The organism is Paenibacillus sp. N22P23 (assembly GCF_059383735.1).
The window spans coordinates 2,101,396-2,126,485 of sequence record NZ_JBXENT010000001.1 but is presented as its reverse complement, the minus strand read 5'-3'; the positions used below and the strand labels follow the sequence as shown (position 1 = coordinate 2,126,485).

23 protein-coding genes are annotated in these 25,090 nt (G+C 50.1%); 19 read left to right on the top strand and 4 right to left on the bottom strand.

The window, feature by feature from the left end:
• The first annotated feature begins 79 nt into the window (after nucleotides 1-79).
• Together AC506A_RS09960 and AC506A_RS09955 are read left to right on the top strand one after the other, a co-directional pair.
• Complete coding sequence (locus AC506A_RS09960; protein WP_495460764.1) at nucleotides 80-382, top strand: iron-sulfur cluster assembly accessory protein; 303 nt, start codon at nucleotides 80-82, stop codon at nucleotides 380-382.
• A gap of 25 nt (nucleotides 383-407) precedes the next feature.
• Nucleotides 408-632 carry a YuzB family protein gene (locus AC506A_RS09955; RefSeq protein WP_090982961.1) on the top strand — a complete coding sequence of 75 codons (225 nt, stop codon included), beginning with the start codon at nucleotides 408-410 and terminating at the stop codon, nucleotides 630-632.
• 59 nt (nucleotides 633-691) lie between these two features.
• Here AC506A_RS09955 and AC506A_RS09950 read toward each other — a convergent pair whose 3' ends face one another.
• Nucleotides 692-2,704: an LTA synthase family protein gene (locus AC506A_RS09950; protein ID WP_495460763.1), complete on the bottom strand. Its 2,013-nt coding sequence runs from the start codon at nucleotides 2,702-2,704 to the stop codon at nucleotides 692-694.
• A gap of 26 nt (nucleotides 2,705-2,730) precedes the next feature.
• On the bottom strand, nucleotides 2,731-3,894 hold the full coding sequence (locus AC506A_RS09945; protein ID WP_495460762.1) for a THUMP domain-containing class I SAM-dependent RNA methyltransferase: 1,164 nt from the start codon (nucleotides 3,892-3,894) through the stop codon (nucleotides 2,731-2,733).
• Nucleotides 3,895-4,123: 229 nt separating this feature from the next.
• Here AC506A_RS09945 and AC506A_RS09940 point away from each other — a divergent pair, with 229 nt between their 5' ends.
• Entirely contained in the window at nucleotides 4,124-4,750 is a 627-nt protein-coding gene (locus AC506A_RS09940) for an O-methyltransferase (RefSeq protein ID WP_495460761.1), read from the top strand.
• A gap of 551 nt (nucleotides 4,751-5,301) precedes the next feature.
• On the opposite strand, the gene AC506A_RS09935 is transcribed toward AC506A_RS09940, so the two are convergent.
• Nucleotides 5,302-6,525 (bottom strand): MFS transporter, encoded by a 1,224-nt coding sequence (locus AC506A_RS09935; protein WP_495460760.1) that lies wholly within the window; start codon nucleotides 6,523-6,525, stop codon nucleotides 5,302-5,304.
• Nucleotides 6,526-6,709: 184 nt separating this feature from the next.
• On the opposite strand from AC506A_RS09935, the gene hemE reads away from it, so the two are divergent.
• The 6 genes from hemE to AC506A_RS09905 all read left to right on the top strand — a co-directional run bounded on the left by hemE (nucleotide 6,710) and on the right by AC506A_RS09905 (nucleotide 14,106).
• Entirely contained in the window at nucleotides 6,710-7,786 is a 1,077-nt protein-coding gene (gene hemE / locus AC506A_RS09930) for a uroporphyrinogen decarboxylase (RefSeq protein ID WP_495460759.1), read from the top strand.
• 40 nt (nucleotides 7,787-7,826) lie between these two features.
• The gene (gene hemH, locus AC506A_RS09925) at nucleotides 7,827-8,726 is read left to right on the top strand and encodes a ferrochelatase (RefSeq protein WP_495461014.1); all 900 of its coding nucleotides are present in this window, start codon (nucleotides 7,827-7,829) and stop codon (nucleotides 8,724-8,726) included.
• Between the two features lie 32 nt (nucleotides 8,727-8,758).
• Entirely contained in the window at nucleotides 8,759-10,234 is a 1,476-nt protein-coding gene (gene hemG / locus AC506A_RS09920; protein ID WP_495460758.1) for a protoporphyrinogen oxidase, read from the top strand.
• Nucleotides 10,235-10,403: 169 nt separating this feature from the next.
• Nucleotides 10,404-11,495 carry an endospore germination permease gene (locus tag AC506A_RS09915; RefSeq protein ID WP_495460757.1) on the top strand — a complete coding sequence of 364 codons (1,092 nt, stop codon included), beginning with the start codon at nucleotides 10,404-10,406 and terminating at the stop codon, nucleotides 11,493-11,495.
• Nucleotides 11,495-12,946, top strand: coding sequence for a spore germination protein (locus AC506A_RS09910; RefSeq protein ID WP_495460756.1), 1,452 nt, complete (start codon nucleotides 11,495-11,497; stop codon nucleotides 12,944-12,946). Before AC506A_RS09915 ends, AC506A_RS09910 begins: the two co-directional genes overlap by 1 nt.
• The gene (locus AC506A_RS09905; RefSeq protein ID WP_495460755.1) at nucleotides 12,943-14,106 is read left to right on the top strand and encodes a Ger(x)C family spore germination protein; all 1,164 of its coding nucleotides are present in this window, start codon (nucleotides 12,943-12,945) and stop codon (nucleotides 14,104-14,106) included. The genes AC506A_RS09910 and AC506A_RS09905 overlap by 4 nt, the downstream gene beginning before the upstream one ends.
• Before the next feature lie 84 nt (nucleotides 14,107-14,190).
• Here AC506A_RS09905 and AC506A_RS09900 read toward each other — a convergent pair whose 3' ends face one another.
• Nucleotides 14,191-14,730 carry a phosphatidylglycerophosphatase A family protein gene (locus tag AC506A_RS09900; protein WP_495460754.1) on the bottom strand — a complete coding sequence of 180 codons (540 nt, stop codon included), beginning with the start codon at nucleotides 14,728-14,730 and terminating at the stop codon, nucleotides 14,191-14,193.
• A gap of 132 nt (nucleotides 14,731-14,862) precedes the next feature.
• Between AC506A_RS09900 and AC506A_RS09895 the strand changes: the two genes are divergently transcribed.
• The 10 genes from AC506A_RS09895 to AC506A_RS09850 all read left to right on the top strand — a co-directional run bounded on the left by AC506A_RS09895 (nucleotide 14,863) and on the right by AC506A_RS09850 (nucleotide 24,976).
• Nucleotides 14,863-15,915, top strand: coding sequence for a GerMN domain-containing protein (locus tag AC506A_RS09895; protein ID WP_495460753.1), 1,053 nt, complete (start codon nucleotides 14,863-14,865; stop codon nucleotides 15,913-15,915).
• A gap of 221 nt (nucleotides 15,916-16,136) precedes the next feature.
• Complete coding sequence (locus AC506A_RS09890; RefSeq protein ID WP_495460752.1) at nucleotides 16,137-16,466, top strand: PadR family transcriptional regulator; 330 nt, start codon at nucleotides 16,137-16,139, stop codon at nucleotides 16,464-16,466.
• Between the two features lie 14 nt (nucleotides 16,467-16,480).
• Nucleotides 16,481-17,347, top strand: a complete 867-nt coding sequence (locus tag AC506A_RS09885) for a pentapeptide repeat-containing protein (protein ID WP_495460751.1) — start codon at nucleotides 16,481-16,483, stop codon at nucleotides 17,345-17,347.
• Between the two features lie 13 nt (nucleotides 17,348-17,360).
• Nucleotides 17,361-18,122: an ABC transporter ATP-binding protein gene (locus AC506A_RS09880; RefSeq protein ID WP_495460750.1), complete on the top strand. Its 762-nt coding sequence runs from the start codon at nucleotides 17,361-17,363 to the stop codon at nucleotides 18,120-18,122.
• Entirely contained in the window at nucleotides 18,123-18,890 is a 768-nt protein-coding gene (locus AC506A_RS09875) for an ABC transporter permease (protein WP_495460749.1), read from the top strand.
• Nucleotides 18,891-19,084: 194 nt separating this feature from the next.
• Nucleotides 19,085-19,831 (top strand): ribonuclease PH, encoded by a 747-nt coding sequence (gene rph / locus AC506A_RS09870; RefSeq protein ID WP_495460748.1) that lies wholly within the window; start codon nucleotides 19,085-19,087, stop codon nucleotides 19,829-19,831.
• Nucleotides 19,828-20,490 (top strand): XTP/dITP diphosphatase, encoded by a 663-nt coding sequence (locus tag AC506A_RS09865; protein WP_495460747.1) that lies wholly within the window; start codon nucleotides 19,828-19,830, stop codon nucleotides 20,488-20,490. The genes rph and AC506A_RS09865 overlap by 4 nt, the downstream gene beginning before the upstream one ends.
• A 149-nt stretch (nucleotides 20,491-20,639) precedes the next feature.
• A complete protein-coding gene (locus AC506A_RS09860) occupies nucleotides 20,640-22,682 on the top strand; it encodes a LuxR C-terminal-related transcriptional regulator (RefSeq protein WP_495460746.1) in 2,043 nt (680 codons plus the stop codon).
• 113 nt (nucleotides 22,683-22,795) lie between these two features.
• Nucleotides 22,796-23,500 carry a stalk domain-containing protein gene (locus AC506A_RS09855; protein WP_495460745.1) on the top strand — a complete coding sequence of 235 codons (705 nt, stop codon included), beginning with the start codon at nucleotides 22,796-22,798 and terminating at the stop codon, nucleotides 23,498-23,500.
• A gap of 30 nt (nucleotides 23,501-23,530) precedes the next feature.
• Nucleotides 23,531-24,976 (top strand): S-layer homology domain-containing protein, encoded by a 1,446-nt coding sequence (locus AC506A_RS09850; RefSeq protein WP_495460744.1) that lies wholly within the window; start codon nucleotides 23,531-23,533, stop codon nucleotides 24,974-24,976.
• The last annotated feature ends 114 nt before the right edge of the window (nucleotides 24,977-25,090 follow it).

The window sequence follows — 25,090 nt, the reverse complement described above, 5'->3', positions numbered from 1 at the left end:
TAGGAGAGATGAAGGAAAATCAGGAACGCCGGATGAACGTTCAACGGCTGCATCCATAAATAAAGGAGATGAATCGACGATGATTTGCAAAATTACACGCAACGCCGCGAAAGTGCTTCGCGAAGAAGTGGACAAGCCAGAGAACGAAGGTAAATTTCTGCGTATTTTCGTTACGCATTCGCATGGTGACCATGCCCACTATGGCATGAAGATGGACGATGCTACAGACAAGGACGAAATCATTGAGACGGATAAAGACATCAAGGTTGTTCTGGAGAAAGGTGTAGAATTGCTGGACGGTGTCAGAATCGACTACTTCTACGTACCTCAGGAAGGCTTCATGATTTCCAACCCGACTAAAGGCAACCACGGCGACCATTAATTTGTAAACGGTTAGGGAGAGAAACATGGCTAACGATATACTCATTTGCGATAAATGCAAACATATGCGTACGAAATCCATGCTGCCGAAGCTCGAGCAGATGGCACCTGGCACAGAGATCAAAGTCGCGTGCAAATCGTACTGCGGTCCATGTTCGAGATTTGCTTTCGTCTTCATTAACGGCCGTTATATTACGGCCCCGACTGAGGATGAAGTCATCGAGAAGGCACGCAAATATGTGAAGAAATAAGATAAAGAACCCCCGGCAGGCTTCCGCGTGAAGCTTGCCGGGGGTTCTTTGTATAGGTGTCATTGCTGAGGAACAACAACGTGCATCGACTTGACCAGGTCATGCTCGATAACGAGATCTGACGATTCAAGCTCAAGCCGAGCGGCCGCTGTTCCTTCGTTACAGACGCTTGAATCTGTGACCGTTTCACCAGTTGAGAAGGCGTAACACTTACTGTGCTGCGGTAGTCCATCCTCAGCCGGCAGATAGAGGATAGCTCCGTCCGTGAATGCGCCGTTTCGGAAAACGATCCGCTTCTGATGCTGCTGCTTATCAGGCTGCGCAGTGATGAGCGGCGTTCCGATCATTGTTTTATCTGCGCTTGAGATTCCGAGAAGATGGAGAACCGTAGGCGTGATATCCAACTGCCCGCCGACCTGCTCGTAAGTTCCAGCCCGGTCGTCGTTTGGCAAATGCACGACAAACGGGATCCCTTTCAGAATTCGAAATTGTTCGGTCTCGTTTAATGGATGACGGAGGAACGCCTCGAAGGGCTCCCATTCCCGGATGGAATTATCGTGATCCCCATAGAACATAAATATCGATTGATCCCATAAGCCGGCTGCTTTGAGCTCATCGATCAGACTGCCAATTGCAGCGTCCACGTAGTGAACGGATTCCAGATAATCGCCGAAAATGGTGTTCTTAAAGGGGCCGACATCCAGTGTCTGCGCGGATTTCGGCAGCTGGTAGGGATGATGGCTGGAGAGCGATATGAGGAACGAATAGAAAGGCTGCTTCTCGTCCTTCATCCGATCCACGGACTGTTTAAAGAATGATTTGTCTCCAAGCGACCAACCGATGGGCTCATCGATTTGGTAGGCATTCTTGCTATAGAAGGTGTCGTATCCTAAGCGGTCATACATCATGTTGCGGTTCCAGAAGCCTCCGTCATAGGCGTGAAAGACGTTTGCGGTGTAGCCGTGGTCTTTCAACGTTTGCGGCATGCTGTCGTAGTCATGCTGTGCATAACGGATGAAGACGGAGCCGGTAGGCAGCGGTTGAAGGGACACATTGGCAGCAAGATCGGCATCCGATGTGCGTCCCTGCGATGTTTGATGATAGAAATTGCTGAAATACAGCGATGACCCAAGCAGCTTGTTGATGTTCGGCGTGACTTCGACGCCGTTAATCCGCTGGTTGATGACGAAGTTCTGAAAGGCCTCCAGTTGAAGCAAGATTACGTTCTTCCCCTTATATTTGCCGAATAAGGCATCGGTTTCGAGCGCTTTGCGCTGCGCAGCGCGGGTCTCGAACCACTGTTTGGCTACGGCCGTCTGCTCGGCAGTGACGGTGCTGTCTTGAAACCAATGCTCATTCGCATATCGATACAGATCATAGCCATGGAAGCCGATTACGCCGGTCACATTGTACAGGGATAGATTCCACCAGTTGCCCGTGAAGAGCTCCGCTGCCCAGGTTTGTTTCGCTTTATGAACGGGGACGTAGACGAGCATGAAGCCGATGATGAACACGACTAGTCCTGTGGCTAAACGCCGAAGAGTGACTCTGATTCGATTCGGTCTGATGAACGAAAGCTGCGCGCCGTTGCCTTTGTTTCTACTCATCCGATAGAAGGTAAATACGGCAAGGGGAAGCAGCAGCAGCCAGTCGGCAAAAAACCACAGGTCTATACTGCTTAGCAAGGAATCAATGCTCTCCCCGAGCGCGCCAACCTGTCCGGCCTGCAACAGTACAGGAACTGAGATGAGATCCTGGAAGTAGCGGAAGTAGATAAGATCGGAATAGATGATTGCTGTCAGAACGATGTTTAGTACAATGAGCGCGATTCTTCGTCCCTTTGGCGGCAGCCATAAGGTCCAGAAGGAGGTAAGCGCTAGCGTTCCGGTGGCGGTCATCCAATCATCGCGGTTCATGGCCATGTTTGGCACATGAACGAGCCGGTCGAACAAGATTAGCTTAAACAGCATGAGTCCGATGAAGAGCAGCGGTTCAAGCGCGATCAGGAGGGGAATAGCATAAAACGACGTCCGTTGCCGGCGCCGTTTTATGCTTCGAGATGGTATAGTCATGGGTTACGTATTCCTTTCACAGCAGCTTACGATTTGGAAGGGCTGTCCGTTCTGTTACGCGGAGGAAGCGGTCCAAAATACTGATAATACGTACATTCAATACGGCCGTTGAACAGCTTCCGTTTCTTATCCGCTTTGCGGCCGATCGTATCTTCGAACGTGCGAGACTGTGTTAAAGCGAACATCGACCATGTCGGAATATAAAGGGAACTCAGTCCGAGCTGTCTGATCGCTTTCTCTGCTTCGTCCTCGTCGCCAAGCCTTGTTCCATAAGGCGGGTTGGTGATGATGCAGCCGTAGTCGCCTTCCGGCTTCACACGGGAAACCGCCATTTGCTGCAGCTTGATCTCCTTCGAGAAGCCGGCTTTCTTGACAGCCGCTTCTGCGATTTCAAGTGCGCGCGGGTCAATGTCCGAGCCCGTAATCTGAAGCGGGACATTGTCCTTCACGGAGTCGAATGCTTCCTCGCGGGCTTGCTCCCACATTTGCTCCGAGATAAGGGACCAGCCTTCACTGTTAAACGTGCGTCGCAGTCCCGGTGCGATGTTCCAGCCAATCATCGCGGCTTCTATCGGAATGGTGCCGGATCCGCAGAACGGATCATACAGCGGCCGTTCAGGGCGCCATCTGCTGAGCAGAACCATTGCGGCTGCCATCGTTTCTTTGAGGGGCGCTTCGGTTACTAGCTTACGGTATCCGCGTTTATGCAATCCAGGGCCGGTAGTGTCCAGCGTCAGCATCGCTATGTCATTCAGCAGCCAGACTTCAATGACGTAACGCTGTCCATTATCCTCGTGGAACCACTCGGTACCGTAGACCGATTTCATTTTTTCCACTATAGCTTTCTTCACGATACTTTGGCAGGCAGGCACGCTGGTCAGCTGTGACTTATGCGAACGCCCTTCTACCGGAAATTCTGCGTCCTCCGGAATCCAATCCGGCCAATTGACCGCTTTGGTGCCTTCGAACAATTCTTCAAACGTTCTGGCAGGAAACTCCGCCATTTTGATCAATACGCGGTCAGAGGTACGGAGCCATAGATTGGCGCGGCAAATATCAGCCAGCCCACCTGTAAAAATAACGCGTCCGTTCTCCACCTTCTGATCCGTATAGCCAAGATCCATCAATTCACGTGCGACGACCGCCTCTAGCCCCATAGGAGCTGTTGCAATCAGCTGCAGTTTGTCCATTTGTGTATCACTCCGCCTTCACGACTCCGGTTGTTTCCGGTCCAAGGTGAAACGGCTGTCGTCGTCCTTTAGGCGACGCAGCGCGTTTCATTCCGTAGAAAGATAAGCATCGTATATGGTGAAACTTATACTTTCTTATCTTTCATAAAAATCATACAATCAAGTATAGGTCATCCAAGGGATTAATTACAAACATTACATTCGTTATTATGGAGAGGGGCAGGAAACGATGTCGACGGAACAGTACGTAGAACAACTGCTTGGGGAAGATGCGGATTTGGCACGGGTCCATCAGACGATCCAACAATTAGGTATGCCGGAGATTTCGATTGCAGCCGGTTATGGTCGTCTGCTCACGATGTTAGTGCGTATGTCCGGTGCGAAGAACGTACTTGAGATCGGCGCGCTTGGCGGCTATAGCGGGATTTGCCTTGCCAGAGGCTTATCCGATGGCGGACGTTTGACTTCGCTTGAACTGCTGCAGAACTATGCGGATGTTGCACGTGGGAGCTTGGAAGCAGCGGGTCTTGGAGATCGCGTGGAATACCGAGTCGGAGATGCCAAAGAAAGTTTGGCTGTACTCGCTGAAGAAGGCCGCAAGTTTGACTTCTTCTTCATCGATGCGGACAAAGAGAGCTACCCGCTCTATCTGGAGTGGGCGATCAAGCTTGCGAATCCAGGCGCTGTCATCACGGGAGACAATGCGCTGCTTCACGGCAGAACGATCGACCCCGAGAAGAATGGTCCATCGGTACTGGCGATGCGCGAGTTCAATGCATCGATGGTCAGCGACGAGCGGCTCATTGGCACGCTGCTGCCGGCTTATGACGGCCTTGCTGTTGCGGTTGTGAAGTAGGATTATGGAGTGGCAAAAGTGGCTGAGCATGTTCGACGCTCAGCCACTTTTTTTGTTTGATTTGGAAGCGAAGGTGGCTTCGTTATGCTAGTGGCTAGTGCGCGGGGCTTGCAGAATGCGCTAACGAATCGTACAGGGCTTATTTGTCCATAAATGGCTCGGATAAAATTCTAACTAATCGTAGCGGTCTTATTTGGTGGTTTTTGGGGTGTTAGGAGTCAACTAGCACCAAATAAGGCTTCTACGAATCGTTAGAATTTCGAAACTCCGAAATCGCGATGAATAAGGCTTCTACGATTCGTTAGCGATTCGCGGCTAGTGAGATGTGTACGCGGAGTGTGAGCTGTAGGAATGTGTGATGTGAGATGCTGGACAACGGAGTGTAAGATGCGAGAATGTGAGCGCAGGTATGCGAATTGCCGCTTGGCTGAGGGGCACTAGGCGAGCGGCGCCTGGCACGCACGCAGGCGAACGTTCAGCCCCCCGTGAGCAGATCACAACTTTCGCCAACAGCTAAAAGCTGGCACAGGCTCCCCCCCTGTGCCAGCTTTCTATTCCTGTTTTGCGCCACCAGACGCCGACCGCTTGGATACAAGCGTCTGCCTGACCCATACGGCATTGATGACAAACAACGCCGAGGAGATGAGAAACACGCCGCGAATCCCCGTCCAGCCCGAGATAAAGCCGCCGACGATCGGGCCGATCATGTTGCCAAGAGACAGCATGCTGCTGTTAAGGCTGAACGCGCGGCCTTCCATCCCGTCCGGCGTAAACCGGCGGACGAGCGAATTGACCGAAGGGATGAGACCGCCTAGGAAGCAGCCTTGCAGCAATCGGAAGAGCAGCAGCTGCCACACCGAACCTGCAAAGGCCTGCGGGATGAACATCAGCGCCGCTCCGATCAGCGAGATGCCGAGTATGCGCTCTTGGCCAATTCGGTCGCTCAGCCTTCCGAGGAGAGGGGAGGCGACCATATTGGATATGCCTGCTGCGGAGCCGACAAACCCGGCCCAGAACGCCAGATTGACGACTGTGCCGTGTAAGTCCTGCACATAAAGCGGCATGAGCGGCATTGGACCGATAATCGCAAACTGGAGCAGGAACGTAACGGCGAACAGTGACATCAGCTGCGGCACGCGTGAGAGTTGGCGAAAGCCGTCAATCACCGACATGTTAGGACGAGAGGCCGCCTCTTGCCGATTAAAGCTCTCGCGAACGATGAAATAGGCGAGCAGGGAAGCGCCGAACAGCAAGCTCCCGGTCAGATAGAAAATCGGTCGATAACCGACGGCATCTGCGAGCAATCCGCCGATGAACGGGCCTAGTATACTGCCCGCGATTCCGCCGGATTGCAGCGTCCCCATCGCGAAACCCATCCGCTCTTTTGGCGTCGATATCGAGATGAGCGAGACTGCAGCTGGATTAAAGCCGGAAATCGTGCCATTGACCATCCGCAGCAGCAGCAAGTGCCAAGGGGAAGTGGCGAAGCCCATTAGTATCATGACGATGGCCATGCCGAAGCCGGAGCGAAGCAGCATCATTTTGCGTCCATAGCGGTCAGATAATTTCCCCCATAACGGTTGAAAGAGGAAAGCCGTCACGAAGTTGCCTGCAAAAATCACGCCGGCCCAAGTCGCGATTGCATGCTTATCGGTTAATCCGATGCGTTCAGACTGCAAATAGAGGGACATAAACGGGATAATCATCGTCATTCCACCCATGACGAGAAATTGACCGAACCAGAGGACGGCCAGATTTTTCTTCCACTGTTCCATTTCGATTCTCCGATCCTATGAGTAAGAATAGTTACACTGTAAACAACATATCGCCAGTATAGCACAGCCGAAACCTAACATTGTCATATGTTTGTCAATGATAGACGGGGACGGGCGGTTGTTACACTTCGGCAAAAAGGGCATAATGGAAACGTAGGGAAAACGATAGAAATGGGGAAATACAATGAGCTACAACGACCGATTCCTCCGCGCGTGCCGAGGAGAACAAGTCGATCGCTTACCCGTCTGGTATATGCGACAAGCGGGACGTTACGATCCCGATTACCGTAAAATAAAAGAAAATTACTCGCTGCTAGAAATTTGCAAAAGACCGGAATTGGCCGCTGAGGTAACGCTTATGCCGATTAAGAAACTCGGTGTAGATGCGGCGATTTTGTATTCCGATATTATGAATCCGGTCGCGTCGATCGGAATCGATTTTGACATCGTGGCTAATGTGGGCCCTGTCATTGCGAATCCGATCCGCTCGGCAGCAGATGTCGATAAGCTGAAGCCGATCGATGTGGAAGGCGATTTGTCTCACGTACTAGAGACAATTCGTATCTTGGACCGCGAGCTTGATGTGCCGCTTATTACGTTCGCCGGTGCACCGTTTACAATTGCCAGCTACTTGATCGAGGGACGTCCTTCGAAGTCATACATCAGAACGAAGTCACTTATGTACTCGGAACCGGCAGTGTGGTTTAAGCTGATGGACAAACTTGGCGATATGGTTATTGCTTACCTTCGTGCGCATATCGGCGCAGGCGGTAAGGCGTTCCAGCTGTTCGACAGCTGGGTAGGCGCGCTTGCTCCACATGATTTCAAGACGTTCGTGCTGCCGACGATTGAACGGATTTTCAGCGAGCTGTCGGATTTGCCTCAGCCGAAAATCTACTTCCCGGGCGTAGCGTCCGGCGAGCTGCTTCCAACACTGACGAATGTCAAAGCCGATGTCATCGGTTTGGACTGGCGCGTGCCGATCGCAGAAGGTCGCCGCAGACTTGGCGGTTCATTCGCTGTCCAGGGTAATCTTGATCCGTATGTACTCACTGCACCAATGGAAGTCATCAAAGAACATGCGAAAGCAATTATTGATGAGGGCATCAAGCAGCCAGGCTTTGTGTTCAACTTGGGACACGGCTTGTTCCCGGAAGCATCGCTCGACAAGCTGCGTGAGCTGACCGAGTTTGTACATGACTACTCCGCTGAAGCAATTAAAGCGTTAGGCGGTAAGCAGGAGGAGCTTCGCCTTGGTTAACGGTAACGGAATCGGTAACGGTAAAATTGGCGTTCTCGTCATGTCTTACGGAACACCGGAGAGCATGGACGGGATCGAAGAATATTACACGCATATCCGCAGAGGCCATGCGCCGACACCGGAACAGCTGGCTGAGCTGAGCAATCGTTACGAAGCGATTGTCGGCGGCGTGTTCCCGCTGCGTGAGAATACGAACCGTCAAGTAGCCGGCCTGCAGGCTGCGCTTGACGCTGCAGCACCTGGACGTTATAGCTGCTACCAAGGTTTAAAGCATGCGCGCCCATATATTGAAGATGGCGTTTCCGCGATGGCTTCAGATGGCATTAAGCATGCTGTAGGCATTGTACTAGCTCCGCACTATTCCACAATGAGTGTTGGCAGCTATATGAAACGCGCGCAAGAGAAGGCGCAAGAGCTTGGCATTCAATTTGCAACGGTAGATAGCTATCATACACATCCGAAGCTGATTGAAGCGCTTGTCACACGGGTTAAATCTGCCTATGAAGCTCTTCGGGATGTTCAGCCCGTGAAGGTACTATTCAGCGCACACAGCTTACCAGTCAAAATCCGCGAGATGGATGATCCTTACGAGCAGCAGCTGCTGGAGACATCCAAGCTTGTGGCGGATGGAGCCGGTATTGCGGATTGGCAGTTTACGTGGCAGAGCGCTGGCCGCACACGTGAGCCATGGCTTGGACCGGATATCCTCGAAACGATGAAGGAAACCGCTGCCGCAGGCTACAAAGGCGTACTGGCTGCCCCGATCGGTTTCGTATCCGAGCATTTGGAAGTTCTGTACGATCTTGATATCGAAGCGCAAGCGGAAGCTCGTGAACTCGGAGTCAAGCTGCAGAGAATAGAGATGCTGGGTACAGATCCGCTCTATATGGAAACATTGGCCGATTCCGTACAGGACGCGGCAAGAGCGATTTTCGTTTAGCGGATAGCGTTATTACAGAGGAGATGACTCGCATGCGGGGGAACGGTAAGCTCGATCGCTTCGTCGTTATCGGAGGCGGTATCAGCGGACTCAGCTCCGCTTTTTATTTGCTCAAGGAAGCGAAGCAGCGCGGCCGGGAAGCAGTCATTACGCTCGTGGATCCATCGGAGAGAATCGGCGGCAAAATCAACACGCTTCGGCGCGACGGCTTCATTATTGAGCGCGGTCCGGATTCCTTTCTGGCACGCAAGACGCCGATTATTGATTTGGCCTATGATCTTGGCATCGAGCATGAATTGACCGGCACCAACCCGGCTGCCAAGAAAACTTATATTCTTCATCACGGCAAGCTGCATTCGATGCCTCCGGGTCTTGTGCTTGGAGTACCAACGGAAATTGCACCTTTTGCCAAGACAGGCTTGCTGACTTGGAGAGGCAAGCTTCGCGCAATGCTGGATTTCGTCCTGCCTGCGAGCAAGGAAACGGCAGACGAATCGATCGGAGACTTTCTGTCTCGCCGATTGGGAAGCGAAGTCATGGAGCGGGTTGCGGAGCCGCTGCTCGCGGGTATTTATGCCGGTGAGCTGCGGAATCTCAGCCTTGCTGCGACATTCCCGCAGTTTCGGGATGCAGAGCGCAAGCATGGCAGCTTGATTCGTGGGATGCGCGCCAATAAACGGAAAGCAGCATCAGCGGCGCCAAGCGTGAGCAGAGTGCCCGCCGCAGTCAAGAACAGCATGTTCCTCACGTTTAAGGGCGGTCTCGCTACGATGCTGGAGGCGCTGGACGCAGCTTTATCCAATGTGGATCGGCGTATGGGACGGAAGGCAGTCGCATTCCGTCAAAATGATCCCGACGAGCATGGCGAAGATGCAGCGCCGTACGAAGTGCTGCTGAGCGACGGTGAAATTCTGGAGGCCGATGGCATCGTCATTACTGCGCCTGCCTATGATGCCGCAGATTTGCTGGATCCTCATATGAACGTTGATGCGCTTCGTGACATTCGTTACGTATCTGTAGCCAACGTCGTCATGGCCTTCGATAAAGCAACGCTTGGCGTTGATTTCGATGGTTCAGGGTTTGTCGTTCCGCGTTCGGAGGGCACCACAATTACGGCTTGTACATGGACATCGGCCAAATGGCTGCATTCCAGCCCAGGCAATAAAGTGCTGCTGCGTTGTTATGTCGGCCGTGCCGGCGATGAAGCCGTTGTCGACTTGCCTGACGATGTACTGAAAGAAGCCGTTCGGAGCGACATTCGACTGGTGATGGGAATCACGGCTGAGCCGCTGTTCACGGAGATTACCCGTCTGCATCATTCCATGCCGCAATATCCGGTCGGTCATCTACAGAAGACCGCACAGCTTCGTACGAAGCTGCGTGCAGCGATGCCCGGCGTATGGTTAACCGGCGCCGCATTCGATGGTGTCGGGCTGCCGGATTGCATCCGCCAAGGGAAAGAAGCCGCTTCCGGCGTCTACAAGTCGCTGCTGGGCGAGTTTAAATAGAAGATCGTCACACCGATTATGGAGTGGCGATCTTGCATGGAGTTCTAAACGCGAAAGAGTGTCGACATAGTCGACACTCTTTTTTTCATGTCTTCAATTTCACGCTTCGGATTATTTTGGGAAATGAGGAAAGAATAAACACAAATATCGTTAAGGTGTGAAACAAACCATGCGCCAAAGGAAGCTCTCGGTCTTACAAGCATTTCTGCTGCTTATTACGACTACGGCTATTACGAATCAAAATATTATAGTCCCACTCCTTCTAGACTCTGCCGGAAGAGATGCATGGATGAGCGTCCTGCTGGCCTTAGTCCCAGGCATTCTATTGTTATGTTCGATCAAACATATTATGAGAACGACTGCCCACGAATCCATTATTCCGTGGGTGAAGCGTAAATTCGGCTCTTTCGCAAGTGTATTTCTCGGTCTAATCATTTTCCTTTACTTATTCTCGAGTTGTCTCATTGCATTGAAGGATACGACAAATTGGGTTGATGTTACGTTTCTGCCGGAGACGCCGGGTTTCGTAACAGCCGCTGCTTTGACCGTAATCTGTTTCTTTGCTGCTAACGCCGGACTGTGGTCCATAACGGTATGTGCGGGTATTCTGCTTCCATTTGTCTTTGTGTTCGAAGGCTTTATGGTAACAGCGAATATTCAATTTAAAAATATTCATTATCTTACGCCGATGGTGGCAAACGGCTTTACTCCCCTATCACAAGGACTTATTTATTCAACCAATGGGGTCCTGGAGATCCTAATCCTCCTTTTGATCCAACAACACTTGAAGGAGAAGGTACGGTATAGCTCTTTTTTTATTCTGTTGATTGTAACAGTAGGCATGATCCTCGGTCCGTTACTGGAATCCATTGTCGATTTCGGACCAGCCGTAGCGGCCAGGCAGCGTTTTCCTACCTTTGAACAGTGGGGGCTTGTCACCTTGGGGAAAAATGTCGCCCATTTAGATTTCTTATCGATCTTCGAATGGTTAAGCGGTTCTTTTATCCGAATCTCATTATGTATGTATTTGATGGTTGAGCTTCTTCAACTGAAGAAGGCGGGTTTTCGCAAGCTTATCCTTTTTGTGATTACCATAATCATGTTTATCGTTCCATTGCTGCCGATAAGCGATGCTTTATTCGTATGGTTTTTGCGTGAGTTCTACTATTCGATTTTATTGATCCTTGTTGTTGTCGTTGTTTCGTTGTTGTTCCTTTTCTCCTTAATCGTACGCGTGAAAGAAAGGGTGAGTCCGGGTTAATGACGGCTGATTTAAACCATCAATCTATCGAAAAATCGTTACGCAATTTGTTCGATCGAAGCTCGGATGTCATCATCCAACGTGTCCGTTTGCTCAACGAAGATGATAGTTGGGAAGTGCTGTTGATTCACTGTGAGGGGTTATCGGACAGTAAACTGATCGATCAGTTTGTTATGCCTCAGCTTGAGAAGCTATCGATGGATCAAGTCGTAGACGGCAAGATCGGAAACCTATCCTTTCAACCGTTGGAAAACAACGAACGGACGATTGTTGATGCTGTATTCTCGGGTAAGCTCCTGCTATTGTTCGATAAAAACAGCTCAATATTTATGCTTGATATTGCGAATCCCCCACAGCGCCAGCCAGAGGAATCCAACACTGAAGTATCGGTTAAAGGTCCGAGAGACGGTTTCACGGAACAGATTTCGACGAATATAGCACTTATCCGTAAACGCCTTCGAACGGAATCGTTGTGCTGTGAGAGTTATGTGATTGGCCGAAGATCTCGGACCAAGGTGGCCCTTCTTTACGAAAGCGATATTATTAATTCGGATATTATTGAGATGGCACGACAGCGAATACAAAGGATTGATGTAGATGCTTTGGTCAGCAGTGAAGAGCTCGCGGAGGCGATTTCTGATTCGCCTTTTGGATTGTTCCCGTTGATCGATTATATCGGACGTCCGGATTTTGCGGTTGAAGCATTGCTGCGGGGGAGATTCATCGTGATTGTAGACGGCACGCCAATGGTGTTAATTGCACCGGCCACGCTGTCATCGCTGCTGAAGACGCCTGAAGATATACATGCCTCCTTTTTATATGTAGCCTTCGAATCTCTTCTGAGGTATATAGGGCTGTTTTTGGGGATAATCGTTCCCGGCTTTTACATTGCGCTGACTACGTTTCACATGGATCAAATCCCAATTACAACCTTAGCAAGCGTGATAAATGTACGAAAAGGGCTCCCGATTCCGGCGCCTTTGGAAGCATTCCTCATGCAAATAACGTTTGAATTGTTTCGCGAAGCCGGGATCAGACTTCCTAAAGGGGTTGGACAAACGGTAACGGTCGTAGGAGGACTGTTTATAGGTCAAGCCGCAATCGAGGCGGGCTTGACCTCCCCGGCAATGCTGGTTGTTACAGCGATGTCGATGGTCTCTACATACACATTAGTCAATCAATCACTGGGCGGGTTGGTTACGGCGCTGCGATTGTTCGTTTTAGGTTGCGCCGCTTTTTTGGGGATGTATGGTTTTTTTCTTGGGATATTCGCGATTCTCTTATATTTATCGACACTCGAATCCTTTGGCGTCCCGTATTTGGCACCTATGTCGCCGCCGGTATTTAAAGATTTGCTCATGGCAATAATGACCAAGCCGAGAATGCTTAACCGGACAAGACCCCTCATTTACCGAACAGAGGACCGCATTAGAAAGGAGAATAGGAAATGAACAAAATAGTCGGAGTTCTATGTATGATTCTATGTGCCGGTTTCATTCTTACGGGATGTTGGGATGTGAAGACGATATCCGACTATAATTTCGTAACTGCACTCGGCATTGATTATTCGGAAGGCCAATATAAGATTTATACGGAATTAATGGATTTCGGCTCGATTAGTAATCAAGAGGAAGGTGGGGATGGAGGGGATAAACGAACGAAAGTCTGGGTAGGAAAGGGTGAAGGAGAGACGCTGTTCTCAGCTATAAATGAATTATATAAGACCGGACAGCAAAGCCTGTATTGGGATCATCTCATGGCGATTGTTTTAAGTGAGAATGTACTTCGGAAAGATCTCAACCGATTTATTGATTCGATCCCCCGATTCCCGCAGATTCGGTATAATTCATGGGTTTTCGGGACGCATGAGTCCATTGATGAGTTATTTAAGCATTCCACCTTTTTCAACTTTTCTCCCATTTCTAACCTCTTACACAATCCATTAGTGCTCCATAAGCAATTGTCGGTCATTTCACCGATTCGGCTCAATAAAGTGTTGGCCAATGAAGGGGAGCCGGGAGAAACGGATCTCATACCTACTTTAAGTGTTGATAAGAAAGACTGGGAGGATAATGATAAGCCTCAACCTGTATTATTCATGAATGGTGCGTTTGCACTGAATAATGGCAAAGCACAGCACAGCTTCTCCGAAAAACAATTACATGGTGTGAAGTGGATTCAGTCGCAGATGAAGCGAGCCGTTATTCCTGTTACACGGAATCATAAAACGATCGGAATGGTAACATTGTTCAATCCGAGAAAGAAAATCCATATTACGATGGAGGATGGCAAACCGATATTTTCGATGGACTTGAAGTTTACAGGTATTATAGAGGAAGTCATAGATAGTTCGCCGGTAGACACAATTAGGGATAAGGCCGAGAGCGGAATACGCAATGAAGTTCTGAGCACCTTTAAGATTGGGATTGCAAATCATGTGGATTTATATGGCTTGGAGCAATCCTTGTATAGGAATAAAAATAAAGAGTGGAAGAGGATGCGAGCATCCGGTTTCAGCGGTGAACTCCTGTTGACGGAGGATTCTTTAAAGAGGGTGAACGTTCAGGTGAATATTCTCCATTCCGGAATGGATGACATCGAGCCGCATTAGAATTGTTGTTTGGTTAATAAAGAAGCTTACCGCGTCGTCGATTAGGATCGGTGCGCGGTAAGCTTCTTTGATCTTCGGTATCCATTAATCGATCGGAGGTCCGACTCTCCCTTCACGCTCCGCCTGCTTTCGGTGAGCGACCCGGCTGCTTGCGGCAGCTGCAATGGCACCAACGATATCATCGAGGAACGTGTGGCACTGCGCATCTTCTTTGTCGTTCAGATGCTTCAGTATGCCTGGTTTTAATTTGTCGACGTAGCCGAAATTCGTAAAGCCGATACTGCCGTAAACGTTCACGATGGACAGAGCAAGAATCTCATCACACCCGTATAGCCCTTCGTCATTCTCTATCATCTCTTGAAGCGGCGACAGCAGCTTGCCTTCCTCAGCAAGCAGATCCAGCTGGATGCCGGTCAAGATGGCGTTCTGTACCTCGCGCTTGGTCAGCACAGCTTCTACATACAATTCGCATTCCTGCATTGTGAGCTCCGGATAATAGTCCTTCTGCAGAAATAGAACCAGCTCTGCGATTTGCGGGACCTCGACACCGCGTTTAGTGAGCCATTCCCGCGTCGCTTCCGCGATTTTCGTACTGTTTAGGCGGTAATCACTGGACTTCGTCATCGCTACACCCCTTGTCTCAAAATGGTGGACAAAACTGGTCTAATTGATTTGGAGGGCTCGTATATATAGTACTACAAAAGCAGAACTTGTACCAAAGCAATCGAACTATTCAAATGGGGAGGAAAATGAACAATGACTTACAATCGACTGTTTCGCCGGGCTGCGCTCGCCGGAGTGCTTGCTTTGCCCATCTTGACGACCGGCTGCGGTTTATTCTCACAGCCTGCCAGTGAATCGATCGATCCACCGCAAAACAGCACTCAGAACGTCGACGCCGACATTAATCCTGGACAAACTGTAACCCAGGGCGATCAATCGCAGATGACGCTGTACCTGAAGGACCGCAATGGCTTACTGGCGCCGGTTACGGTAATGGCAACGCTTGGACCGGATGAGAAGCTGGGTCAGAAAGCGCTTGAGATGATGGTGGAAGGCGGCGCTTACGAGAGTGAAATTCCGGATGGCTTCCAAGCGGTGCTGCCAAAAGGGACAACCGTGAAGGGACTGAATATCGTCCCGGATCAGAAGCTCGCCGTTGTCGATTTCACGAAATCGTTCTCCGACTACAATGCAGCGGACGAGCGTAAAATCGTTGAAGCCATTACGTGGACGCTGACAAGCCTTGAAGGCGTGCAAAACGTCGAAATCGATCTTGAAGGGCAGAAGCTGAGCGAAATGCCGCAGGATGGATTGCCAATCGACGAGCAGCTGACTCGTGCGGTCGGTATTAACCTTGAGGCGGCAGATGGTGTCGATTACAGCCAATCGACGCCGGTTACGATCTACTTCTCCGCAGTTACGCCGGACAACGAACCCTACTACGTACCTGTGACGCGTCTGGTTAACCGCTCGAACAATAAGGCGAAGACTGCGATCGAGCAGCTGATCAGCGGACCGATCAACGATTTGCCGCTCAAAGCCGTTATGACGCCTGATGTGCTCGTGAAGAACGTCACGAAGAAGGATGGCATCGTCACCGTCGAGCTTCAGGATGACAGCTACCAGATCGGTCAACAGGAACCGGCTGAAATGCTGGAGGCAGTCGTGCTCGCACTGACCGAGAACACTGGGCTAAGCAAGGTTCAAATCAAGCTTAATGGCAAAACGGACTTCGTGGATACGAAGAACCAGTCTTATAGTGAGCCGGTTAGCCGACCTGAGCATGTGAACGCATTTAAATCGTAAGCAAGCTGCGTGAATAGAAGACCTGCCGAGATGCACCTCCCGAGGTGCGCGGCAGGTCTTTTTTTTGTTTTTGAAGCGGGTTGAATTCGGCATCTACACAGGAGCGAGTTCCTTGATTTCTGCAGAAGTATACAGCAATTACAAATTGGGTATTATAATAAAAATAGTACCTTGACAGTCATGGTAGTGTGCTGTATTATGTGTTTAGGAGAGGTGATCAAATGAGCGAGAACAAAATTACATCCGACCTCCTGCGAGGACATACAGATACGATGATTTTACGGCTCCTTTCCGAAGCGGATCGTTATGGGTACGAAATCGTCAAGTTAATTGCCGAGCGATCGAGCGGCGAGTATGAGTTAAAGGAAGCGACGATGTACTCGAGTGTCCGGAGGCTTGAGACGGACGGCGATATCGAGTGGTATTGGGGCGATGAATCGCAGGGTGGAAGACGCAAGTATTTTCGAATTACCGAGAAGGGTAAGGACACTTATGTTCAGAACAAAAGCAATTGGGAGTACGCACAGCGTGTACTAGAAAACTTATTATAAGGAGAGTTGATCCTATGAATTCGAACGTAACCAACTATTTGAACGGTGTATTTACACCCTACGAAGGCGTAAGAAGTGTTTCTGAGCTAAAGGCTGACCTGCACTCCGATTTACAGGAGCGGTACAACGAACTGAGAGCTGAGGGCAAAGACGAAGAAACGGCTTTTAAGCTGACCATTGAGAGTATCGGTGATATCGAGCAAACAATTCTGGAAGTTTCCAACCTCTCTCGCTCGTTGGAGCGTCAGGTACTGACAAACTTTAGCGCGAGCAACCTGCCTCAGAGCGACTTTGCAGGCGTTACGGCCCGTAAGGGACAATTTAATGCCAGCGCATTACGCGGTTCCGACTTTGCGGGCGCAGATTTGACCGGCAGCACATTTAAGAGCAGCGACGTAAGTGAAGCTAATTTTGACGGCGCCAATCTGACGGACTGCAGCTTCACCACACTTGACCTGAGAAATGCAAGCTTCAATAAATCGATTCTTGTAAGAACCAATTTCAGCAAGTCAGGCCTTGACGGAGTCAAATTCAAAGGAGTAAGAATGACTGACGTCTCCTTAGCGATGACCGACCTTAGAAAAACAGTTTTTGAAGGCTGCTTATTCGATGGCGTTGACTTCAAATACACCGATCTTAGCGGACAACGTTTTGACGGACAGACGTTTATCGGCGTTAAGTTTAACAAAGCGGCACTAAGTGATGCGTCGTTCAAAGGAGCTACATTAAAGAATGTTTCATTCCAGCCTGGGTTCGCTCTCACGAATAAGTACTATCGTATGATCAAAACCATTAGCTTTGACGGCGCAACGATGGATAAGTTGACCTATGCCTCGCTCAAAGGAATGGGAGCCGAATTGTCCAACGTTACAGTTCAATAAGGGGGGAATGAATATGCAAAGCCACGCGATTCAGGTAAAGGGACTGCAGAAATCCTATAAGCAGCTTCAAGTCCTAAAAGGCGTTGATTTCGCTGTAGAGAAGGGCAGTATCTTCGCACTGCTCGGCTCCAACGGCGCGGGTAAAACTACGGTTGTCAAAATCCTCACCACGCTGCTAAAACAAGACAGCGGGACCGCCACCATAAACGGTTTCGATGTAGGGTCCAAACCGGATCATGTACGACAAGCGATAAGTCTGACCGGACAATTCGCAGCCGTAGACGAAATTTTGACCGGACGGGAAAATCTGATTATGATCGCCAAGCTGCGCTATCTCCCAAATCCGCGTCAGATCGCGGAAGACTTACTGAAACGCTTCGGTTTGACGGAGGCTGCCGACCGCAAAGTATCCACCTATTCGGGCGGTATGCGTCGAAGGCTCGACATCTCCTTGAGTTTGGTGGGAAAACCTCAAATTATCTTCCTCGACGAGCCGACCACCGGGCTTGACCCCGAGGCGCGCATCGAGGTTTGGAAGATTGTGAAGGACCTGGCAAACAGTGGAACCACGGTATTCCTCACCACGCAGTATCTAGATGAAGCAGAACAGCTTGCTGACCAAATCGCGATTTTACATGAAGGTAAGATTATTACAAACGGTACACTATCGGAGCTCAAAAAGCTGTTCCCATCGGCAAAGGTGGAATACGTGGAGAAACAGCCTTCATTAGAGGAGATATTCCTCGCCATAATTGGCAAGAAAGAGGGAGCATAAATGGAGACAGTAAAGAAACATTTTTTCAGTGATCTAAGCATCATGCTCGGACGCTCAATGCGCCATATTACACGCAGTATGGACACCATCATTTCCGTTACCATTACACCTATTGCACTCATGCTGCTCTTCGTCTATGTATTCGGCGGTGCGATTCAATCCGGCGCAGATAACTATGTGAATTACTTGTTGCCCGGCATACTGCTCATCGCGATTGCCAGCGGAATAGCCTACACGTCCTACCGCCTGTTTATTGATGTACAACGGGGCATATTTGAGCGATTTCACTCCATGCCGATTTCACGTTCTACCTTGCTTTGGGGCCATGTGCTGACTTCGCTTGTATCCAACGCCATATCGCTTGTCGTCATCATCATTGTCGCGTTAATCATGGGCTTTCGTTCCTCAGCCGGGGTACTAGACTGGCTTGCCGTAGTAGGCATACTCGCACTATTTACTCTTGCTCTAACCTGGGTCGCGGCCATTGCAGGTCTATCCGCAAAATCCGTCGATGGTGCCAGCGCCTTCTCCTACCCGATCATCTTCCTGCCTTTCATCAGTTCAGCATTCGTGCCGACAGAAACGATGCCTAAAGTTGTTCGGGCATTTGCCGAGAACCAACCCGTAACTTCGATCGTTGCAGCCATCCGCTCATTGTTGTCAGGACAGCCGGTGGGGAATGACATCTGGGTCGCACTAGCGTGGTGCGTTGGAATTTTGCTCGTAGCTTATTTCTTTGCAATGAAGGTATATAAGAATCGATTCTGACCGGTCGAATCACGATCATAGGTCGAAATCAAGCTGCCGGCAAATGAACCGGCAGCTTGTTCTGTTTTTGGGTAGTGGACCGGTTCCCGCGGGACGAGTGCTTTTCGCGCGTCATTTTGGTAAAATGGTTTAGATTGCGCTTGCGCCAACATATGGCACATGAAACTGCTGCAGAAAGATGGAGGCTATACACAATGAGAATAGATGGACGCCAGGCAAACGAGCTGCGGCCGGTTACGATTACGATGAATCCTAATAAATATGCGGAAGGTTCGGTGCTGATCGAGTTCGGCGATACGAAGGTACTTTGCACCGCTTCGATTGAAGAACGCGTTCCGCCCTTCATGAAAGGGCAAGGAAAAGGATGGATCAACGCCGAATATTCGATGCTGCCGCGTGCTACACAAGTTCGGAATCAACGTGAATCGGCCAGAGGGAAGCTAACGGGCCGCACGATGGAAATCCAGCGCTTGATCGGCCGGGCACTGCGCTCAGTTGTGGATCTACACGCGCTCGGCGAGCGTACGATTACACTCGATTGCGATGTTCTTCAAGCAGATGGCGGAACGCGTACAACGTCGATTACAGGGGCGTTCGTAGCACTGGCACTGGCTGTACATAAGATAAACAGCAATAATGAGTTTGCCAAATACCCGCTTACAGATTATCTCGCCTCGGTTAGTGTAGGTGTTATTGGTGAGCGCACGCTGCTTGACCTCAACTACGAAGAGGATTCCAAAGCGAAAGTCGATATGAATGTCGTCATGACCGGTGCGGGTAAATTCGTCGAGGTGCAAGGAACCGGCGAGGAGTCGCCGTTCTCGCGTGAAGAGTTAAATGAACTTCTAGCCAGTGCGGAAGAAGGAATTGCCAGTTTGATTGCGAAGCAGCGGGACGCGCTTGGCTTAATGGGCAGCCGGATTGGGAATCCAAAAGCATGAAGCAAGGCGATACCATTGTTGTAGCCACAAAAAATGCCGGCAAAGTGCGTGAGTTTGCTCATGCGTTCGGCAAGCTTGGCATGCAGGTCGTCAGCATGTTCGATTACCCGAATCTGCCGGATGTGGTGGAGGATGGAGCGACGTTCGCGGAGAATGCCCGCAAGAAGGCGAAGACGGTTGCCGATGCGCTGGGACTGCCTGTGCTTGCTGACGATTCCGGGCTTCAAGTATCCCGGCTCAGCGGTGAACCCGGCGTATATTCTGCGCGGTATTCGGGTGAAGGTGCGACGGATGCGCGCAATAACGAGAAGCTGTTGCGGGAGCTGGCTCGCATCACAGCGGATGACTCGGGACTGGAGAAGCTCGCGGATGGAACGATACTGCTGAGCGAAGCGAACTTTATATGCGCATTGGCGCTGTATGATCCTGCTTCCGAAGCCTTTATAGAAAGTGAAGGCTCAGTTGACGGTTATATCATGGACCAGCCAAGAGGGAACGGCGGCTTCGGCTATGATCCGTTGTTTTATTTGAGATCGCAAGGCAAAGGAATGGCAGAGCTGACGACTGAGGAGAAACAGGCCATAAGCCACCGCGGCATAGCGCTTGTTGAACTGTTAAAGAAGCTTGCAACGAACGAATCACACGAACACGCCAACTAATCGACAACTTACAGAGTTCGCAACTTGCGGACTCTGTTTTTTATGTGCTTGTATCCGATAAGAGGAAGTTTGTCTTCTTTGCCGAATAACTGATTAAACTTCAGAGGCGTGTACGGGAACCTTATTCGCGGTAAAAGAGGTGATCGGTTATGTCCATTCAAGAAGAGCTGCCTGCGGCAGTATCACGAAATATTGAACAGATGGAACGTCATTATTTTGTAGGCAGAAAAAAAGAGACCCGATTATTCCTGAAACGACTGAAGGAGAGGACGCCGAAAGGACGGATATTGAATGTCCACGGAACGGGCGGCGCGGGCAAAAGCTTCCTTCTTGCGCAATTTCGCCGGCTTTCCGAGCGCGCAAAAGCCAGGTTCATACTTATGGACTGCCGCACGATGCCGCGAAATCCAGGTGATTTCTGCCTCTACCTGCATAGGCTGATCGAGCAGAATTTACGTAAAGCACGCAGACGAGTGAATGATCCAAGCCTTCAGAAAGATAACTGCATGAAGGCAATCAGGGAAGCTGCGACCAAGCAGAAGCTCATACTCGCTTTCGATACTTATGAGGAGATCGGCGAGATGGACCACTTTATGCGCGAATTTATCGCCGGTATTGATCCAGCTGTTCTTGTCATCATTTCCGGCCGTTTCCCTTTGCGAGGAGAATGGCAGTCTTCGCCGGCATGGAATCAACTGATTGAACGGCTCTCCATCGCAGAGCTGAGTTATGAAGATATTCGCAATTATCTCAATAGGTTGGATCATGAACTGCAGGAAGAGGGGATTCATTACATTTGGTCACAGTCGAAAGGTCATCCGTTGACGCTTTCGCTGCTTGCATCGGCGCTTCAATCCAGTAGGCTGCAGCAGACAAATTTTGTGGATGAAGATGTGTTCGATCAGGTCGTAGACATCTGGCTCAAGGAAGTGCCGGATTCTGCAATGAGGGAACTAGTTGAAGCGGTTGCTATCCTGCGACATTTCAATCAGGATTTGCTCACGTTCGCTGTGCAGCGAGAGGTGACGGCTGCGCAGTTTAAGGCCTTAATCAGCTATTCCTTCGTGCAGCGATCTGGGCATGGCTGGCTGCTGCATGATTTGCTTCGCGATGCAATTCACAGACAGATGCGTCTGCGCGCCCCCGATTACTGCGATAAGCTCTGGAAGCGATGCATTCGCTACTATTATCAAACGCTCAAGCGTTCCAATGATCCTCTAATGAGGGAAAACGAAGATTGGTTTTATTACCTCGGTGATCAGCTCATCCGATCATTGTTTTACCATCAGCCTTCATCTTTCAGCTTGGAAGAACTGAGCCCAGCCAATTGGGCTGATGCAGAGTTTTACATGGAGAATCGCCGTATCACGGCTAAGACGACCACGATTTCGCTCATTCATCCGGAAACACGGGAGAAGACGGAGTTTCTGCTGACGAGGCAGCACAGTCTTTATGGACTGAAGCATATTCAATTGGAAGAACTGTATCAGCTTGACCCTTCCATCGTGAAGCTTGTTCGTAATGACAAAGGTGCAATAATCGGCTTGACCGCCATTGTTCCAATCAACGCGCAAACACTCGATTATTTGTGCACGAAGCCACTTTCTGCCGCTTTTTTCTCCGGTCTTCCCGAGAGCGCTCTCCGCAAATTAAGAGTCGAACCCCCATTCATGGCAGGCTACTTCGTCAAGACGCTGGATGCTTACGATTACGCCGATCCTGTCATGATGCAAGCCTCAGGACTTATTCTCATCAATCATTTAATTTCATCGGGTTATGTTGTGGCTTCTCCTCCTCCTCTTCCTATTTCGAGGGCGATCTTCGAGAGCTTGGGCTGCGAGCGCGATGCAGAACCGGTCATTCATCACGATTATGATGAGGATGCGCCTGCACCGGTGTTTGTTATCGACTTGCGAGGGCATAAGCGGCAGGCTTACCTGGATCGCATGGCTGCGTTATCCGGCATTTCAGAGCGACCGACTGAAGAAATTCTTGATGTGAACCTGCTGACCAGTCGTGAGAAGGAAGTGTTGTCCTTGCTTATGGAAGGCCGCTCTAATCTTGAGATTGCAGCGAAGCTGTATCTCAGCGAGACGACGGTGAAGAAACATCTCTCCCATATTTATGAGAAGCTTGAGGTCAGGAACCGGAAACAGCTATTAAGTATGGCAGGACGCATGATTTCTTCTTAGTGGCTGCTGCGACCGATATACTACCTTCGGACAATATCCGTTCTCTTACGATCCAATATAAAATGATGGAGATTATTGCATTTATTTTATGGATGGTATGAGGAGGGATTGGAATGAAGAAGAAGAAACTCGTGGCACTGTTAGCTGCCACAGCCATGTTTTCCGCAGCAGGAGGCGCATATGCCACAACGAATGTGACCACGATCAAAGCGGTGCTTAACGGTGACCTGAAGTTTTCGAAGGATGGTGCTAACTGGCGGCCGACAGATGAGAATGGCAACCAAGCGCTGCCCATTACATACAAGGGTACTACGTATTTGCCACTTCGTGTGCTGGCGAACAGCTTCCAACTCCCCGTTAAGTACGACCCGAAATCCAAAACGATCCAAATCGGATCCTCTGTTCCGGGTTTGACGTTCTACTCCTCACAGGTCAAGACGCAGCATGATGGCGCTGAGTTCATCGATGTGATCGATAAGAGTCAGCTCGTATTCGGCGGCAACACGTATAAAGGTGCTTTCGCGTTCCGAAGCAGCTATAGCCCGAGCTTCAACGTGAAGATGGATTTTGGCTCGATGTACAATAAACTTCATCTGATGCTGGTTGGCAAAGATGATCTGACAGTCAGAGTGTATAACAGTAAGAAGCAGCAGCTGACGGAAGATATTCATCTTGTAAAGGACGAAGTTACGGAAGTGGATATTGATTTGCAAGGCAGCGACGGCATCATGGTCTACGGCTTCGGAGGCAACGTTAATCAGATCATTGGACCTTTCATATACATCTTAAAAGACAGCTATGTGTCCAACGACAAATAGCGTGCAGTAGGATGAGGAGTGGTGGATGTGGTGGCATTTCGGTTTTCTTTTGGCAAGAGGTTAGCCTTCTTAATCCTCTCTTTGATGCTTGTGTTTGTTGTGATTCCGCCTACTCGCGCACACGCGACCGTGAGAGTGCTTGCATTTGAACTCGAGACGGGTGGTTTGCCCTATTTACTGGCTGGAGAAGAGATCTTTTTTAGTTTCGGTGATGATCGTGCACTCGGTACCAGCCTGGAATATGCCAAACTTTCTTATTCACCGGATAACGGACTGAATTGGAAACCCGTTCTGAATCTGAACGTAGATGACCCGGGCTTCGGAACATACGGCACCTTCAGCTTGCCGGAGGACCCAGCGCTTACTTCCGCGCAAATTATGTTAGAAACGTTATACTCCCCGCTGATTGGCTCGAATACTTACCAACGCACCATAATAGGTCCGTTTAAAATCAGACAACCGGGCGGAATTACGGATCTCACAGCGACTTCCCATGCGAACGGTTCTGTTACCTTGTCATGGTCGGACAATACCAACATGGAGTCCTACTACCAAATCAAACGCGTTGGAGGAAAGGGTCCGGACAAAACCTTCTATGTGCGCGATACGATGGACCATACCGGCAGCTTGACGTATCTGGATAAAGAGACCAGCTCCGACACGCTGTATGTCTATTCCGTCCTGCCCGTCATCGATCAGTTCCAACTGCCTGATTACCTGAAGCCGGGTGATAAGAGCCTTCTAGTGAAAACTAAAAAAGTAACGGTTGGGCTGCTCCTGGATGACGACTTAATTACAGGCGCACTCAACCCGAATATTAAACTTCCGGACCTCACGATAGGAGGAGACGGAACGACTACGCCGCCAGCTCCTACTGATCCAGGACCGGCAACGCAGCCGCCTGCGCCTCCTACGGAAGAAATGCTGGAGAAACTCGCGGCAGGGGCGAGCGAGTGGGCCAAACACGATGTGAAAGATGCGATCAAGCTCAACTTGACAACGGACGCTGTATTAAGCCGATACAAGGATCCGATCACTCGCGAGGAGTTTGCAAGTGTTGCCGTGAAGTTGTACGAATCCTTAAGCGGGAAGAAAGCGGATCCGATCAGCCCGAATCCGTTCACCGATACGACGAACGCGGATGTGCTGAAGGCGAATAAAATGGGCATCGTATTCGGATCGACGTTAACGGAGTTCTCGCCGCATGCGACGATTACAAGGCAGGAAATGTGCGTGATGCTTCTTAGGGCGATCAAAGCGGCTAAACCTACCGGTCCATACGATACCAGTGTCAAAACGACATTCGCAGATGAGGGCAAAATCGCAGCATGGGCCAAAAACTCCGTACACTTCGCCGCGAATGCAAGCGTCATGGGCGGTGTCGGCGGCGGACGCATCGATCCTCTTGGTAAGACAACAAGGGAGCAGGCGATTATTTTAATCAGGCGTGCGTATCTGGTGTTTAACAAGAGCTGATCGGATTGACGCGACGAAGACCGTCCTTATGCCGAGTATCGGTAAAGGCGGTCTTTTTGCATGTCCTACATAATGGGCGGGCACAACAAAAGGCTGCCTCAAAAGTCGAAGTGC